The sequence below is a fragment of the Devosia sp. ZW T5_3 genome, assembly GCF_044987315.1.
In the GTDB taxonomy this organism is placed as follows: domain Bacteria; phylum Pseudomonadota; class Alphaproteobacteria; order Rhizobiales; family Devosiaceae; genus Devosia.
Genome location: NZ_JBJDRE010000001.1, coordinates 18,481 through 35,039, shown reverse-complemented (window position 1 = coordinate 35,039; position 16,559 = coordinate 18,481). Strand labels below are relative to the sequence as shown.

16 protein-coding genes are annotated in these 16,559 nt (G+C 57.2%); 10 read left to right on the top strand and 6 right to left on the bottom strand.

Annotated elements, in window-relative coordinates:
- Positions 1 to 75: 75 nt before the first annotated feature.
- A complete protein-coding gene (gene rsgA, locus ACI3KW_RS00135; protein ID WP_404846390.1) occupies positions 76 to 1,149 on the bottom strand; it encodes a ribosome small subunit-dependent GTPase A in 1,074 nt (357 codons plus the stop codon).
- 377 nt (positions 1,150 to 1,526) lie between these two features.
- Entirely contained in the window at positions 1,527 to 2,012 is a 486-nt protein-coding gene (locus tag ACI3KW_RS00130) for a GNAT family N-acetyltransferase (protein WP_404846389.1), read from the bottom strand.
- Between the two features lie 261 nt (positions 2,013 to 2,273).
- Between ACI3KW_RS00130 and ACI3KW_RS00125 the strand changes: the two genes are divergently transcribed.
- Entirely contained in the window at positions 2,274 to 3,050 is a 777-nt protein-coding gene (locus ACI3KW_RS00125; protein ID WP_404846388.1) for a class I SAM-dependent methyltransferase, read from the top strand.
- A gap of 198 nt (positions 3,051 to 3,248) precedes the next feature.
- On the opposite strand, the gene ACI3KW_RS00120 is transcribed toward ACI3KW_RS00125, so the two are convergent.
- Positions 3,249 to 3,992, bottom strand: coding sequence for a hypothetical protein (locus tag ACI3KW_RS00120; protein ID WP_404846387.1), 744 nt, complete (start codon positions 3,990 to 3,992; stop codon positions 3,249 to 3,251).
- A 445-nt stretch (positions 3,993 to 4,437) separates the two neighbouring features.
- Here ACI3KW_RS00120 and ACI3KW_RS00115 point away from each other — a divergent pair, with 445 nt between their 5' ends.
- From ACI3KW_RS00115 to ACI3KW_RS00100, 4 genes are all read left to right on the top strand, one after another.
- Positions 4,438 to 6,468: a methyl-accepting chemotaxis protein gene (locus ACI3KW_RS00115; protein ID WP_404846386.1), complete on the top strand. Its 2,031-nt coding sequence runs from the start codon at positions 4,438 to 4,440 to the stop codon at positions 6,466 to 6,468.
- Positions 6,469 to 6,893: 425 nt separating this feature from the next.
- The gene (locus ACI3KW_RS00110) at positions 6,894 to 7,121 is read left to right on the top strand and encodes a hypothetical protein (RefSeq protein WP_404846385.1); all 228 of its coding nucleotides are present in this window, start codon (positions 6,894 to 6,896) and stop codon (positions 7,119 to 7,121) included.
- Between the two features lie 357 nt (positions 7,122 to 7,478).
- Complete coding sequence (locus ACI3KW_RS00105; protein WP_404846384.1) at positions 7,479 to 7,757, top strand: hypothetical protein; 279 nt, start codon at positions 7,479 to 7,481, stop codon at positions 7,755 to 7,757.
- A gap of 447 nt (positions 7,758 to 8,204) precedes the next feature.
- Positions 8,205 to 8,384: a hypothetical protein gene (locus tag ACI3KW_RS00100; protein WP_404846382.1), complete on the top strand. Its 180-nt coding sequence runs from the start codon at positions 8,205 to 8,207 to the stop codon at positions 8,382 to 8,384.
- A 68-nt stretch (positions 8,385 to 8,452) separates the two neighbouring features.
- On the opposite strand, the gene ACI3KW_RS00095 is transcribed toward ACI3KW_RS00100, so the two are convergent.
- Positions 8,453 to 9,097, bottom strand: a complete 645-nt coding sequence (locus ACI3KW_RS00095) for an outer membrane protein (protein ID WP_404846381.1) — start codon at positions 9,095 to 9,097, stop codon at positions 8,453 to 8,455.
- A gap of 339 nt (positions 9,098 to 9,436) precedes the next feature.
- The gene (locus tag ACI3KW_RS00090) at positions 9,437 to 10,369 is read right to left on the bottom strand and encodes a LysR family transcriptional regulator (protein ID WP_404846380.1); all 933 of its coding nucleotides are present in this window, start codon (positions 10,367 to 10,369) and stop codon (positions 9,437 to 9,439) included.
- A 99-nt stretch (positions 10,370 to 10,468) separates the two neighbouring features.
- Here ACI3KW_RS00090 and ACI3KW_RS00085 point away from each other — a divergent pair, with 99 nt between their 5' ends.
- From ACI3KW_RS00085 to ACI3KW_RS00065, 5 genes are all read left to right on the top strand, one after another.
- Entirely contained in the window at positions 10,469 to 10,792 is a 324-nt protein-coding gene (locus ACI3KW_RS00085) for a nuclear transport factor 2 family protein (RefSeq protein WP_404846379.1), read from the top strand.
- The gene (locus tag ACI3KW_RS00080) at positions 10,792 to 11,571 is read left to right on the top strand and encodes an SDR family oxidoreductase (protein WP_404846378.1); all 780 of its coding nucleotides are present in this window, start codon (positions 10,792 to 10,794) and stop codon (positions 11,569 to 11,571) included. Before ACI3KW_RS00085 ends, ACI3KW_RS00080 begins: the two co-directional genes overlap by 1 nt.
- A 1,164-nt stretch (positions 11,572 to 12,735) precedes the next feature.
- Positions 12,736 to 14,337, top strand: a complete 1,602-nt coding sequence (locus ACI3KW_RS00075) for a hypothetical protein (protein ID WP_404846377.1) — start codon at positions 12,736 to 12,738, stop codon at positions 14,335 to 14,337.
- A gap of 39 nt (positions 14,338 to 14,376) precedes the next feature.
- On the top strand, positions 14,377 to 14,595 hold the full coding sequence (locus ACI3KW_RS00070) for a hypothetical protein (RefSeq protein ID WP_404846793.1): 219 nt from the start codon (positions 14,377 to 14,379) through the stop codon (positions 14,593 to 14,595).
- Positions 14,544 to 14,873, top strand: a complete 330-nt coding sequence (locus tag ACI3KW_RS00065; protein ID WP_404846376.1) for a class I SAM-dependent methyltransferase — start codon at positions 14,544 to 14,546, stop codon at positions 14,871 to 14,873. Before ACI3KW_RS00070 ends, ACI3KW_RS00065 begins: the two co-directional genes overlap by 52 nt.
- A gap of 555 nt (positions 14,874 to 15,428) precedes the next feature.
- Here ACI3KW_RS00065 and ACI3KW_RS00060 read toward each other — a convergent pair.
- Entirely contained in the window at positions 15,429 to 16,343 is a 915-nt protein-coding gene (locus tag ACI3KW_RS00060; RefSeq protein WP_404846375.1) for a nucleotidyltransferase and HEPN domain-containing protein, read from the bottom strand.
- Between the last annotated feature and the right edge of the window lie 216 nt (positions 16,344 to 16,559).

Below are 16,559 nucleotides of genomic sequence, written 5' to 3'. Positions count from 1 at the left end.
AAGGTGCTTCGCCACCAAGACGACGTCTCAGTGTCGGCATTGGCAGAAGGGACGCGTATGGCTGTCCTTCCTGACTTATTCATATTGCTTTCGAAATTTCATCTCGGCACGATGCCCCTTGTTGAGCCGAATACGCTTCTTGCGATTTTCGGCCTGGGCCTTTGGGTCATCCTTGATGCTGTGGAAGTCCAATTCGCGTTGCAGCTTGCCGTAGGCGGTCCAGCGCGCTGCATCGAGCGCGCCGCTGTCCAGCGCCTCGATGATGGCGCAACCGGGCTCGGTATTATGGGCGCAATCATGAAACCGGCATTGGGTGGCAAGCGCCTCGATGTCGGCGAAGGCTGAAGACATCCCGTCGCCGGCATCCCACAGACCCAGCTCGCGCATGCCCGGCGTATCGAGCAGCAGAGCACCGCTGGGCAGCAGCACCAGTTCGCGATGCGTGGTTGTGTGGCGGCCTCGCGCATCGTCCTCCCGGATTCCCTGCGTAGCCATTATCGCCTTGCCAGCCAGCGCGTTCACCAAGGTCGATTTGCCAACGCCAGAGCTACCGAGCACGACTGCCGTCTGCCGGGGCTTGAGATAAGCCCGCAGGGCATCAAGGCCTTCTCCGGTCACGGCCGAAACAGTAAGGACCGGCACGCCGATAGAAACCGCCTCGACCTCAGACAGGCAGGCGGTGATGTCGAGACACATGTCGGCCTTGGTCAGAACGATCACTGGATCGGCCCCGCTCTCCAAGGCGGCGGCAAGATAGCGTTCAAGCCGACGGGCGTTAAGATCACCATTCATTGAGGCTGCAAGAAGGGCGACATCGACATTGGCGGCCACGACCTGACCGCGTGCGGCACCTGGACCGCTGGCGCGGCGAATGAAGGCCGTGCTCCGCGGCAGCACATGATGGATGGTGGCGCTACCCTCCGAGGGCCGTTCTCGTATGGCGACCCAGTCGCCGGTGACCGGGTAACCTCCCTCGTCGGCTTCATGAGCGAGTTTGCCTCTTAAGGTGGCGGAAAGCTCGCCGCTTTCCGACACGACTTCATAGAGGCCGCGCTGTTGGACGATTACCCGTGCTGGGATCAACCCCTCGGCGGCATAGCCGGCAAATTGTTGCTGAAGCGCATCGCTCCAGCCGAACTGTTCAAGCATGATGGAATTCCTGAGATCAGGGCCATGAAGGCGCCAGCCGGAATTCCGTGTTTTGGAAAGCTACGCGGCGGCGCGACGGAAGGCGTTTCTCACAATTTCTGTCATTGGATGCCTCCTCTGTTGCGCGGCGAGGTAAACCTAATCCCGCACGCAGCCGACTGTCAACGGAGCGCCGTTGTGGAGACGGACGCCTGATCGGCGCAACCACGCATTAGCTCGGTGGCATTGCAAGTGGCCGTTCAGTTCGCTGCGATCTTAGTTGCCAGCCATGTTCGCTCTGGGGTGGTTTTCTGCCCGTCGGCTTTTGGGCACATGGCAAGAGGATCTCAACCGAACGACTTCCGATCCCGGCCGCTTGGTCACGCTACGCGCGGCAATCAGGCCACTTCAAACTCGTAAATGAGCCAGTCTTCACCGTCGAAATGGTGCGGGTATGAGGTGGGTGCATAGGGCTCAACGACCCTTGCCCAAAACGCGTTGGCGCCGCCATTTTTTCCAATGACTCCGAGTTGCCATGGTCCAGGATGACGTTCAAGAAGTTGCCTAGAGGCGAATGATCCCACCCCCTGCCCGCGGTAGGCCTTAAGCACAAAAAACTCTGCCATGAAGCGGCGGTCGGGAGTGTCCGTGATGGGACTGCCGTTGACGACGAAAGCAAAGCCCACCAGCTCTGGACCACTAAAGATGAGGTAGGGATGCTCCCAGAAGCGCTCCAAGAAATCATACTCGAAGCGCCCGTCGCGACCGATCGGGAAAGGTAGATCCGCCGTCATATCATAGAGATAGAGCTGGATCAGGTTGGCTATTACCGGTTTGTCTCCAATCGCCGCCTCAACCACAGACACGCCTACACTATCTTTCACGGCATTTTCCTATGGCGCTGTCGGGCACCGAACTTGAACCAACGGCAGGTTTCGGGCAAGCCATCACTGCCGATGGACGGCAGAGAAGGGGTCGGGAGCCGCCGGTGGTGTGTGATCGCCCCGCCCTTCCCCTTTCTGCCCATTTCAGCCGTTGGACGAGCCTTCGCGAATTCTCGAAGCGGCCTTGCCGTCCCACGACAGGCGCCTAGGACTACCGCCGAGCCAACCATCGCGCTAAGCTACCCCCTGCGGGAGGAACTCATGGCAGATGCAATGAAGTTTAGCGACGGCGCAGGCTACGAGGCCATGATGGGCGTCTGGAGCGCTTTGATCGGAGCGGACTTCCTTGATTGGCTGGATGTCCCGGACGGTTCCAGGTGGGCGGATGTCGGGTGCGGAAACGGCGCTTCCACCGAGTTGATTGTTCGGCGGAGCAAGCCGACGTCAGTCGAAGCGATCGATCCATCACCGGCGCAGTTGGAGTTTGCCCGAAACCGACACCACTCGGGTGTGGCCACCTTCACTCTGGGTTCCGCGGTACAGCTCCCATATCCGGCCTCCGCCTTCGATGTGGCCATTATGGCGCTGGTCATTTTCTTCGTTCCAGATCCGGCCAAAGGGGTCGCGGAACTGCGGCGTGTCGTTCGGCCCGGTGGCACCGTTGCCGCATATGCCTGGGATATTGAAGGAGGTGGTTTCCCCTATGAGGATGTCCATCTTGCCATGCGCAGCACAGGCGCGGAGCCGATCTTGCCACCTCACTCCGAAGTTGCGAGGCTCGACGCACTTTACCGCCTTTGGACCGACGCGGGTTTGATGGACGTTGAAACCCGTGAAATCGTAGCGCACCGCGTCTTTCCAAGTTTCGATGACTATTGGGCGACGGCTGTTTCGGCCCCGGGCATCGGGCAGGTTCTTGCTAAGCTCGGTGCGCAGCAAGTCAGTCGCATTCGCGATTCTGTCCGCGGCTCTCACGGTTTAGGCGAATTGACAGTCCAGGGTCGTGCTCACGCCGTCCGGGGACGCGTGGCTACCTAGGAAACCGACTAGCAGCACACGCCATTCAACGAACATGGGCCCCCTCGACAGTGGCGTAGGAAATTCTCTTGAACAGCGTTGATGACCGATTTGGGTCGAATGCGGACCGACCGCTCATGGGTATGGAGCCAAGGATGCGGCCAGCGTTGATTGGCGGAGGCGCTACGCCACTACGCTGAGGTCATAAGCGGAAATGTCCTAGGCTTCCTGCATCTTCAGTAGAAAGTCGCGCATCTGATCCAGATTTGTCTGCGACTGCTGATACCACGCATGGGCATCATCGTAACTCGCCTGCGCCTCGGCTATGGCGGATGCATGATGGTCATCAATGTCAAAATTGGGGTGCCAGAGCTGTCCAAATTCACGCTTGGTCGGAATGGCATTGTCAGGGTGGCTGGTGACGTTGAGATCCCGGTGCCGCTTTGATAGCGCAACCTGGATTTCGCGGGTCAGATAGTCGGTACGCATCTGTCCAGTCAGTTCCAGGTCGTTGGCTCTATCGAGAATGGGGCTGAGAATTTGCGCACTACCATTCGACGTCATGGTGGTGCCATCGGTATAGAGAGCGGCCAACAAGACGCCGTTACTTGAAAATGTCGTGCGGGCGTTTGAACTGCTATCAGGACCGTTCGCCTGGACAAAATCGAGTTGCTGCTGCGCCATCTCCAAACGCTTTGGCCCAAGTCCGGGATTGGTGAACCGGTCAATCTGGAAGTCGAGCCACTGGTCGAAAGGAACGATCGCTTTTTCCATTTGTTCGGCGCTGATCTGGATAGCCTTGCCGATCAGCACAGAGCCGTCTGGAAGTCGGAATTCCGCGTTTTCGGGAATAGGGTCACGAGCCTTCCACGACGCCACCGCCTCCGCTTTCTGATTTTCATAGTAGGTCTGCAGGTATTGCCGCATTGCAGGATCGGCGAATGTGGCAGCTGTAATCTGCATGGTGGACCTCGTGACAATCAGTCGTCCTCGTTCATGCAAAATCCAGGCCAAGCGCAGAACACTGGAATAGGGAGGAATTTGGCTCGGCGGGCTGTGTTCAGGTCGGTCTTTCTGTGCAGAAAATGCCGAGCCAGCATGGTGCCGGGTAAAAAGTGCTAATCGACTGAGGCCAGTACTTCTGAACGCCGCCCTTCATCCTCGGCCCAAGAGCCTCTGAGCTCCTATATGCGATCAGGAGAATAGAAACCTGCTGCCATACGCTTTCCTTCAGTTGTGAACTCAAAACACCACGGATGTCACACGGCATTTTACCGGCGATTAACCAAGCTAAGACAGTGTCGTTTTGACGGATCCCTACGTCGCCACATCAAATAATCGACGTACCAGGCTTCATCCGCAGGCGGACCAGTGTCATTCCTGTTGCCCGCACGTCACTGGAGACAAAGTGACTAACTTCTTCACTGGCAGCATCGCCCGACGCCTCTATGCTTTGATCATTATCTTCGCCATCGGATTTGCCAGCGTACTGGCATATCAGCTCTACACGTTGCGCGAGAACCTCGACGCCTTCAAGCGCACCGAATTGCAGAGCGTGGTTCAGGGCGCGACAAGCATTGCGCAAAATTACTATGACCGGGCCCAAGCTGGTGAATTCACCGAAGAAGAAGCCAAGTCGCTGACGCTCGAGTCCCTGCGCGGCTTCCGCTATCAGGGCGGGGAATACGTGTTCATCGACACGTTCGACATGGTCATGCTGATGCATCCGACCAAGCCGGAAAAGCAGGGTAGCGACCGTTCTATCGAAGCGGATGGCGCCGGCAAGCTCTACATCAAGGAGATGGTCACCAATGCCATCGCCAATGGGTCAACCTTTGTCACCTATCTGTTTAAGTCTCCGGAAGGCGGCTTTTTCGACAAGGTCAGCTACGCGCAGGCTTTCACCCCCTGGGGCTGGACGATTGCCTCGGGCGTCTTGACCACACAGGTCGATGCCATCTTCGGCGAGGCCGCGCTGATCAGCGGGGCCATTGCCTTTGGCGTGACCTTGTTGCTGCTGCTCATCGGCGTTTTCATCGCCCGCTCGATCAGTAAGCCGATCGCCAGGCTGAACCGTGACATGGTGCGCATCGCCGACAATGACTTCGACGTGGTGCCGCAGGGCATGACCCGTCGCGACGAAATCGGCGACATGGCGCGCTCCGTCGAAGTGTTCCGTGAAAACGGGCTCAAGGTCAGCCAGATGACCGAGGCGGAAGCGGCGCGCATCATTGCCGACCAGAAGGCGCGCCAGCAGATGATGAGCGAACTGCAGGGGGCTTTCGGCGAAGTAGTGGATGCCGCGATCGCCGGCAATTTCAGCCGCCGCGTCGAGGCTCAATTCCCCGATCCCGAACTCAACGGGCTGGCAGGCAGCGTCAACAGCCTCGTGGCCACCGTGGACCGCGGGCTAGACGAGACCGGCCGGGTGCTGACGGCTCTCGCCAATACGGACCTGACCATGCGCATGGAAGGCGAGTATCAGGGTGCCTTTGCCCGCCTCAAGACCGATACCAATGCGGTGGGCGACAAGCTCAGCGAGGTAGTGATGCAGTTGCGCGATACGTCGCGATCGCTGCGCCTCGCCACCGGGGAAATCCTGGCCGGCGCCAATGATCTCTCTGAACGCACCACCAAGCAGGCGGCGACGATCGAAGAGACCTCGGCAACCATGGAACAGCTGGCAGCGACTGTGCTGCAGAATTCGCAGCGCGCCAAGGATGCCAGCGTCAACGCCGGCGAAGTGACCCGCACCGCCGAAGAGGGCCGCAAGGTGATGGAAAAGGCCAATGAGGCCATGACGGCGATCGAAACCAGTTCGGGCAAGATCTCCAATATCATCGGCATGATCGATGATATCGCCTTCCAGACCAACCTGTTGGCACTCAATGCCTCGGTAGAAGCAGCGCGGGCCGGCGATGCCGGCAAGGGCTTTGCGGTCGTGGCCGTGGAAGTGCGGCGTCTGGCGCAATCGGCAGCCTCTGCCTCGGCCGACGTCAAGGTCCTGATCGAACAGTCGACCGGCGAGGTGGGACTGGGCTCGCGCCTGGTGTCGGACGCGGCAGGGCGGCTGCATGCCATGCTGGATGCGGCGCGCGCCAACAATCAACTGATGGATGGCATTGCGCGCGATAGCCAGGAACAAGCATCGGCCATCGAAGAGGTCAATATTGCTGTCCGTCAGATGGATGAGATGACCCAGCACAATGCGGCATTGGTTGAGGAAATGAATGCCTCGATCGAACAGACCGAGGCACAGGCCGGGGCGCTGGACGATATCGTTACGGTGTTCAAAACCGGCGAAGGTCGTGCTGTGGTCCAGCGCAATTCGGCGCCGCCGCCACACAGCGCCATCAAGCCGGCCAATGCGAAGCGTGCCGCCAGGGCCTACCTCAGCCAAGGCAATGCGGCGATTTCGAGTGACTGGAGCGAATTCTAAAACACCATTCGGGAGGCGCTAGGTTTGTCTGAACACTGGCGACCCCTCGCTTCCCGATTTATTAAGCGTTGTGGGGCTGGCCAACGCCATTGGTAAATCCAGGCGGCAAACTGGGTTCGGGGATAAGCGTAGCGGCGCCCCGGCCTACCTCACTGGGCCGCGCGATCCCGCCACGGTCCGCTTGATTTCCCGCAGTACGGTCAGCCCGGCGCTCTCATGGCCAAGATTGCCCGGGATCGCCGCATCGTTTTCTGACGTGACGGGAAGTCACGGATAAGCTGCGCCACGATGCCAGGCGCTTTGCGCGAAACGTCTTTCTCCGCGTTGGGTTTGGCCACGCTGGCCCTCCTATGATGTAGGCTGGAACATTCCGGAAGGATCGGAATTTAGGGAGTCCGCTAACCCGGCCCAAAATGGAGGAACCGATGGAAAAGACTGTTGTGCGGATCAATGGTTGGGAGGTTCGCCAACGGGTGGACGATAGCTTTGGTGTCTATGACGAACACGGCTTCATGGATGGGCCGTTCGGCTGGATGGACGATGCCATCGCCGCCGCAAAGAAACTTCCGACCATTGCAGTAAAGCCGTCCGCACCAAGCGCAATCATTTGGCATCAAACTGAAGCGTCGAAACTAGAACAGGCAACATTGTAGCAGTTCAACAATAACAAATGTATTGATAGCTTCATATACTTACGTAATATCTTTGCAGGGCCGTCAAAGCCCTCAGGAGAGCGGCTGTCGCCGCCGCACCTCGGCCGCTCTCCTTCTCCCACCAGCTTTGGTCGCCGATTTGTGAGTATTCTCCTGATGATGGCAACTGGAACGTCGGTAAAGCCTGGCAGTTATTATTGAGCAGGCATCTCCTGCACCTTCAGAAGTCGGAGCTAACCTCGACACTACCGCCCCTTTGTGCCGGGGTTAGTTTTTGAACAGTTCAGCTGATTGGCAGACAGGGAGCACGGCCAAGTGCTCTATCGGTGCGATTCCTAGAGACCTGGAGACCTGTCGATGACGATGCTCTCTGAGCGTGGCCAAAAGAGAACCGAACTCGACGTATGCGGGACCGAAATGCTGGCGGCCGCAATGGGACTTGCCGGTGCTGCCAAAGCCGCACGGCTCGGTTTCGATAGCCATGACGCCGCCACCGTGACGAAGCTAACTCGCTCATCGTTTGACCTGCGCACCGTCTGGTACTGGAGCGATGACAGGGTGACGCCGGCGCGTGATATGCCTCCGTCCATCTCGATCAGGACTTTGCCGGAGCAGCCAATACTCCCATGGGAATAGCCCTTTTCCAGCGGAACCTATGCTGGCGGCAAGCATTAGGGCTGGGTCAGATACGTACCCAACCTTGCCCCGGCTGCCCGCCGGGGTTTCTTTTTGTGGCGCGTAGCCCGCGTCAGACCCCAAAGAGCTTCACCCTTGCGGACTTTGAGGAAATGCAGAATCGACGGCCAGGATCAGCGTTGCCGGAGGTGGGGCCGGATACCCGAACTATTAGTGGTATTAGTGGCATTGTTGACGTTCATCCCGGCGACTGGCAGCGCTTTCGCCAACCATGACGCTATCTAGGTAGATACCCGTGTAGCCGCCGCGCCTCGATCCATCATCAGTTCGTGCATTACGGCAGTTATGGGTGCTGGCAATAAGCCAATAGCGACAGTGTCAACGATATTGGCCGAACCGTCGCTCGGCCGCCCTCCCAATCCCCTGGGGGTCATGGAAAAGCGCCTATTGCCGCTGACCGACAGGGGAGCCGAGTTTCTCGGGCGTGCGATCGAGGCATGGGCTGCGATCTGTACGGACGACCGGGCACCGTTCAACACGTTTCGAGTGAAGCGCAAGCTCGCCGGCACATACACGGCGGCCGAAGTCGAAGAGATCGCCAGATGGCCTTGGGCCATGCTGGACTAGCTTGCCGGCAGCAAAAAGCCCCAGCACGAATACCGGGGCCCTTTTTGGCTACAACTTGGGAGTGCAGCCTAGAACTTGAAGTTCACGCCGGCACGAACGACGTGCGAGGTCAGGTTGATGTCAACGCCAGTATCGAAGTCGGCAGCGCCGAAATCGACATAGAGATATTCGCCCTTGACGGTGATGTTGTCAGTTACAGCATATTCAACGCCGCCACCCACAGTCCAGCCAACGAAGTTGTCCGTGACTTCATCCGAAAAGCCTGGTCCGGAAACGGAGACCGAACCACGTGCCCAGGCAACACCGCCGGTGACGTAGGGCATAAAGCGGTCAACGGCCAAACCGGCGCGAGCACGGACAGTACCGAAGTAGTCAATGCCGATTTCGCCGGTCGCCCCACCCAGGTCTTCCGAATACTTAACGTCGGAAATCTGAACGTCGCCTTCGAGACCGAGGACGAAGCCGCCGAAGTCGTAATTGTAGCCGACCTGAACGCCGCCAAGAGCGCCATCAATGTCGTCGAATGTGAAACCGCCCTGCTCAAGCTCGGCCCAACCATAACCAAGGTTCGCACCAGCATAGAAGCCGGACCAGTCGAAGGCACCGGCAGTATAAGCAGCCGGAGCAGCCTGCTCCACGACACCAAGGTCAGCAGCGAAAGCCGTCGACGTCGAAAGCGCGCAGACAAATGCAATAAGAGCAATATTCTTCATGATTCCCCCAACAGGTAATGCGAGACCTGTATCCCTAAATTACTGAGAACGCCATGTTTTCTACCCAGTCGCCACATTCTCGCCTAAAATTGTGGCATTTGCGCCACGCCTGATTTTGGTGAGGCTCACCGTTCATGGAAACGGCTTGGGATATCTGCACACGCATGCCCAGAAGCGATCACCACCTTCGGCGAGAAGGCGGTAAGCCTGTATTCGCGAGCAGCCCATCTGCTGCGCGATCTCAGAGAGGTTGATATCTTCTGAGGGCTGCCAGCGATGATTAGCGTAAGCATGGGCATAGGACTGGACCCAAGTGGTACCAGACAACATATCGATCGGCTACGATCTGTCACCTGGGGTATTTGCAGGCTCTGACCGCTTGGTCGCCAACTCCTTAGCCAGCGAGATAAATGCGCGCATCCCAGCGGAGAGATTGCGACGGCCGGGATAGTAGATGGCAAGCTTCGGGAGCGCTGGAGTCCAATCCTGCAAAACCCGGATCAATCTGCCGGCCTCTATATCCTCAAGCACAGCATGTTCATGGATAAAGATAAGGCCAACCCCTTCGAGCGCGGTTTGTCGTGACAGAGTTCCTTCGTCCAAGGTGATCGGTCCTCGGACGTCGATTTGCACGCTTTCGCCTTGTTTCTCAAATTGCCAACGATAGAGCGCGCCATTGGGCAGACGAACTCTAACGCAGCGATGCCCCAGCAGGTCGGCCGGCGTTTGAGGTATGGAGTACCGCGCGAAATAAGCCGGCGATCCTACCACGGCAAAGCGCTGCGGGCGGCCCAGTGAGACGGCTATCATGTCGTTCGGCACCAGATTTTCCACCCGTATCCCCAGGTCAAATCCTTCAGCGACGATGTCTACCAGACGCCCCTCCGTGACCAAGTCAACCTCCACATCCGGAAAGCGTCGCAGGAATTCGAGAACGAGCGGCGACAAAATTTCGCGCGCGGCTGTGACTGCCGCATTGATGCGCAAGACGCCTGAAGGGGTCTGTCGCTGCGCCCCTACCTCCGCCATCGCACCCGCAATATCCTGGAGGGCCGGACTGACCCTTTCAACGAACGTGCGCCCGGCATCCGTCAGCGACACGCTGCGGGTGGTCCGGTTAAACAGGCGCACGCCAAGCTCAGCCTCGAGACGGGCTATGGTATGGCTGAAAGCGGTGCTGGACAGACCCAGCTCAATAGCCGCAGCCCGGAATGAACCCCGCCGTGAAACAGCGATCACCGCGTTCAGGTCCGTTAAGCTCGCACGAAACATTATCCCGATCCATTCATCTTAGCATGCCGCTTTATCCCACTTATCGACACACTGATCCATCCTCATCTTGGTGTCACACCAACGCAAAGGATGATTGCAATGAAACTTTCACCAGCTATAGCCGCCTATTTCGAGGCCGACCGCACGTCCGACAATGATGCTCTCATTGCCAGTTTCGCGCCTGACGCCGTAGTTTTCGACGAAGGCGCCAAGCACAAGGGCCACGCGGAAATTCTATCATGGCTGCTCGCGTCCAAGGCCAAATATGCCAATCTTGTCTCTGAACCGGTTGAGCAGACGATCGATGGTGACAGGGTCGTCGTGCGCAGCAGGGTCAGCGGGAATTTTCCCAATAGTCCAGCAATGCTCGACTATACGTTCACGCTGACCGGCGACTGGATCACCTCCCTGGAGATCCACTGATGGAAAATTTCCTCAATCTGGGCGGAAAGCGCGTGCTCGTCACATCAGGCACGCGCGGCGCGGGTGCGGCGACCGTTGCCCTGTTCCGGAAGCTCGGAGCGCGCATTCTGACCACGGCACGGACCAAGCCCGATGTCTTGCCGGCAGAGCTGTTTGTGGCGGCCGACCTGACCACCGCGGCGGGATGCCACACGGTTGTCGAAGCCGTTCACCAGCGGCTGGGTGGCCTTGATATCATCGTCAACATGCTGGGCGGCTCGTCTTCACCTGCTGGCGGGTTCGCCGCGCTAAGCGACATGCAATGGCACAAGGAGTTTGATCTCAACCTGTACCCAGCCGTCAGATTGGATCGCGCGCTGTTGCCAGGTATGATTGCACAGGGCAGCGGTGTGGTTATTCACGTGACCTCAATCCAGAACCGCCTGCCTTTGGCAGATGCCACGACCGCCTATGCCGCAGCCAAAGCGGCGCTGTCGACCTATAGTAAAAGTCTGTCCAAGGAGGTTTCGCCCAAGGGCGTGCGCGTGGTGCGCGTTTCGCCAGGCTGGATCGCAGGCGAAGCGTCAAATGATCTGGCTACCCGTCTCGCCAAGGAGGCAGGTACGGACTATGCCGGGGGCGTCAAGCTGATCATGGACTCGCTGGGTGGCATTCCCCTTGGTCGGCCAGTCGAGGCAGACGAAGTTGCCAGTCTGATTGCTTTCCTCGCCTCAGATCGCGCAGCATCAATCACAGGCACGGAGCACGTGATCGATGGCGGTACGATCCCGACTGCGTAGGCAAGGCTAATACTAGCAGCTGCGAGACGAGTCGGCTGCCCGTCGCCTTTTACTTCAATGTAAGGAACGTCTTTGGCTGGGTTGGTCGTTACGAGCTCAACACTTGGCAACACTGCCCATGCATAGACCGCTCGCAGGGCCTTTACACGGCCGTTGGCTGCTTCGGGCTGCTTGGCCTTGAGATCACGCATCCTGCGCACATGCTTGGTCTCGAGAAGCTTGTATGGCTTATTGCCATCAGTTGCGGCGATATGGCCAAGGATAAGCCGCCGCACATACTCGATGCGAACATTCAGACCCTGAAATTCCGCCGACTCGAAATAGCGCTCAATGAGGCACGACAATTTGCCGGCGCTCGACTTTGGGGTCGGCGATCTTTGGCGGTCGTGGTTTCGCCAGAAGCGGCCGTGCGATATTCCAACAAGAAAGCATCGGTGCCAGGTGGTTCAACGAGACGAATCTTCGCCTTCCTTGGTTAGCGGAAGTAAACCCGCACGTTACGGTGTTGGTCGGTGTCTTCGATGGTGTGCTTTAGGGATATTTCTCCGCTGCCGTCACGCAGCCGAAACTTAGGCATATGAGGCGTCCTACGGGTTGGCTGTGTCCTTTGTCGGCAAAGAGTCGAAACAGGTGTCCAGAGCAACGTGATCCCAAATTGTCCTGTTGTTTATTAGTTCGGTCTAGGAGCTCGGCCGTCCTTCACCATCTCGTCGAACAACGAGGCGGAGACTCCGAATAAGCTGATGCTTCAGTGCAGTTCAGCCCTCGTGGCAAGGTGCCGTAGGGGAGCAAACGTGGCACTACAAGGTTATCATTGGCTGCGCGCATTCTGACTGCTGTCGGAAATTGTCAGGTGAATAGTGGGCGCGCGTTCGCAAAATCAGCGCAAGAGATTTTTGTGCCATGGTAGCACCAGGCAACTTGCAAGTTCTTTGCGAACGTGCGTGGCCTGTTTCTCTGGCCATGGCTTTGCTTGTAGGTGCGCGGTCAGTCTATGGCCGGCGGTCGTGACAGTCGGGACTGTTAAGGTGAGGGCGTTGTGGTGTGGGGAATAGAATTAAGCGTAGTGGCGGCTCCTCGTTGCGACCCGTCAATGGATGATCGAGATAGTTGCGTTACGAAGATCAATCGGTACGTTGAGCGACGTTCGGCGAGGAGGCCCACATGTTTGCAAATGGTTATCAGAAAGCCTACCATTTTCACCTGAAGAAATGTGGTGGAACCTCGCTAAACGCCTGGTTGGATTGGCATGTGGCTAATGACCAAAGGTGGGTTGAGCCAGTTGTGGACCCCCGAACGCCAGAACGTCAGCACCTCGATGATCTGGTGAATAGCGCCGCATTCTACGTGTCGCCTATCGTGGGCACCCACCGGACGCTTTGGAAGGGTTTGCCACCTTCCACTTTCAGGTTCACGATAATCCGGAAACCTAGAGACCGACTCTTGTCGCAGATAGCGGATTGGCGGAGAGAAGCTAATGCAGGTCACGTAACCGGCAATATTGAAGAGGTAGCCATCGATAAGGCCTCGAAAATGTCGCTGCGTGACTTCCTCGAAGAGTTCAAGGCCACAGATGCCGTCGGCTTCATTGATAACCATCAAGTCCGGGCTCTTGCATCGCCGACGACCGCAGGGGTTTTCAGCTCCCGCGACGCAGGGGCACTCCTCCAAAATGCGATCGACAATGTGGTGGCAGAGTACTTCCTCGTGGGGATAGCCGAACGGATGGTCGAAACGCGTGCTGTAATTGCTTCTCGACTAGGTGTTGTTCCAGATGATGTCGCGGGGGGGATGCGCAACGTAACCGGCAGATCGAACATATCAGCCGAAGAAATCGATGATGCTAGTGACATCCTTGATGAGCTAACCCGCTACGACGATGAATTGTACGCCTTCTGTTCCAGACGGTTCGACGACTTATATCGGGACGAAGCCTCGTATTCTGAGGCAACGTTCGAGGCACTGCACGCTGAGCAGGCCGTTTCGCGACTCCGTCCTTATCTTTCGGACAGCAGCATCATAATGGACGTCAATGATGTTCTCATAGGAAGCGGGTTTCACGGCCGAGACTCCGCTGAGACAGGCAAGTGTCGGGTTTGGTCTGGGCCCGCTGCTCGCACGGTATTGTACATGCCATGTCCGCCAGCAGTCGATCTATCTGTCAAGCTATGGATCCACGGATACAGCAAAGAGCGACAGCGCGCCCAAATGCGGTTTTATGTAGACGACGAACCAGCACCCCATGTTTTCGAAAGTAAGGACGGATGGCGAGACATAGCTATCATTCCTGCCTGTACCAAACGCCCATTTCTCAAACTTTCGTTTGAGCTCGATGAAACTGTTGGCGCGCACCCTGATGCTCCTAACGGCGACTTTCGCAACCGAGGGGTCTCTTTTGATCGCTACGGCTGGACGCTGCCAAATGGGTCGACTACCGCCGGTTTAGTAAGCGCCGATACTGGCCATGTTGGCCAAATATCGACGGGAGCTTCTTTCTTCACGAATTTAGCGACGAAGCTCGTAAGTCTTACCGATGACCAGAGATTGGAGCTGGACAAACACCTTAATTACTTGGCGGCAAAAGCATTTACTTCTGTGGAGGCCATCCTGCAGGGAAGCGCCTTCGATGCTGCGCCCGAGGTAATTTCCGACGCTCAAAAAAACATCACGGCGGTTCTTACGTCCGTACCACCACCGGCTTCTGCCATTAGCAGCAATCGCGTGATGCAAATAACTGAAGAGGCAGAACGCCGATTAAAAGGATAGTGCTCCCGCGAAAAGTCACTGGCTATTGTGGATGTGATTATGTCCCGAAATTTGCGGCGCTGGGTGGAGATTGGCGTCTTTGGTGGACGTTCGCTTATCCCGCCTGCAGCTGCGTTACAGCAATCGAGCGAGGCCATCTACGGCAATGAGACGTGGCGCACGGATATCGCCACAGAACCTGCGACCAACCAAGTAAACGATGATTGGTGGAAGAAGGTGGATTTGAACGGATCAAGTCTGGGCTTCTACGATTCGTAGAGGAGCCCGGTCTCGCCCCAAACGTTAGGATCATCGAAGCGCCTTCGGATGATGCCTCAAATCTCTTTGATCAGACTGACTACCTGCATATTGATGGAGGGCACTCAATGTACAATGCAGCAGAGGACGTAGTGCTCCATGCCAAAAAGGTAGTTCCCGGCGGCCTCATCATTATGGACGACGTCGAATGGCAGTCAACTGTACCTACTGTCGCGACACTAGAGATAGGGCGCAGGATTAGAACCTTTCTCCACGCTAAGGGCGAGCCACATGCATAGTGTTTGAGAAGTACCATATCGGCTGAAACACTCACGTTTTAAGCGCTGGTATTGGTGGTCCGGCAGCCACCTTATTGGTGCCAGACTATCTGTTTTATGGGGTGGGCCCCTGCCTTTCGCCAAGTTCGTCGCTCGGAGAAGAAGGGAAATATGGTGCGGCAGCGGAGTTTAAGTCCGCCATGTCTACCATTCCATCATGCCCGCGAATTGATCAGGCCCGTGCCGTCGGTCTTTTGATAGCTGCTTGGTCCCGGTTATCACCAATCCATCGGCGAAGAACCGTGCCCCCGTCGAAGAAGGAACCAAGTTTATCAGTTTTATCCCAGCTTCGCTCATGGTCCGGAGTTCACCAGCGTCAGCAATGCCGTTCTAACTGGCATCTTGCCAAACCCGAAATTCGTTCCAGCGCGTCGTTGCTATCGAAAACGTTGTCGTGGTTGGTATCGACAGATTCGAAAACCTGGCATGAGTCACTATTCGATTCCCAGCGCCAGAGCTGTCGGCGAGGACCTTCGCCTTTATGGGCCGCCTAAGCCAGCTCGACGATTATGTGACCTAGCGCTCAGCTGTGGCGACTTGTTCCAAGCTTGCCAGGCGCTCTTCACACACCATCAGGACAAGCGCGTGCAGATGTTCGGTGTGATCTATGAGCCATTTCAGCGCATCTTCGCTGATCTCATAGTGCTTGGAATAGCGGGCCTTGACGTAGGCTTCATTGAGAACGTTGAACCAGGCGTGGTAGCGGTGCTGGTCACGTGGCCAGGCGTCAATCAGGCGGCGGTCACGATCCTCGGCGAGCATGCGCAGGAATTTGAGGTTGTGCGAGGGCGGACTGTAATTCGTCAGCACCAACAGCACTGTTGCGTAAGCTTGTTCAATCGACTGGTGAAGTAGAAAGGCGGCCTGGTTCCATCTTTGCCTTGAAAGAGCGTCTTTGGTGCTTTCTAGAAAATCGACCGCAGAAGAGAAACGTTGCTCAAAGTGCCCTTTGGCGACCTCTGCCGCTTGGCGAGGGGTAAGCACTCCAGGCTCTGCGAGTTCACGATCATCCATCTCATAGAGGACGACACCCTCTTTGCGAATGTCCGTGAAAAAGTACTGCGCGTTGCGCAAGGCATTGTTCACTTCGCGACCCGAGTGCACGATCAAGCCTACCGGCACACCGATTGTAGGCTCGCGGTTTAGCCGATCCGTGGCCCTATCCCAATACTCAAACCCCGCGAAACGGCTCTCATTGACGATCACCAGGACATCGAAGTCCGAACGATAGCCCTTCATCGTGTGAGGCTCATCGACCCAGGTGCCCTTGGCGTAGGATCCAAACAGGATGATCTTCAGGATGCGTCCGCGGCGCTTGGCCTCCGACTTGGCTTCCTTGAGCGCGTCGTCGAACTCCTCGTGGATGATCTCGACAATGCGCGCCACATTGCGCTGCTTGCTTTCGGGAAGGTGATCGAGGCTGATCTTCACTGTGGGGGCCCCTTTCAGGTTCGCGAGCACTTCGGCCTGTGAACTATGCCCCAGCCTGGAGTCTCGTGACAACATTGTTGGCGCCGGTTTATAAACTTGTGGCCCCTCCATCGCATTGCCGATCATGTGGCATTGGCCATCTTGGCCTCCTATCGATGTCGTGTGGTTTAGCTTAAGCTCTGGCTGCCGAGAGCGCAGGCAAGGGTTGACATGTGC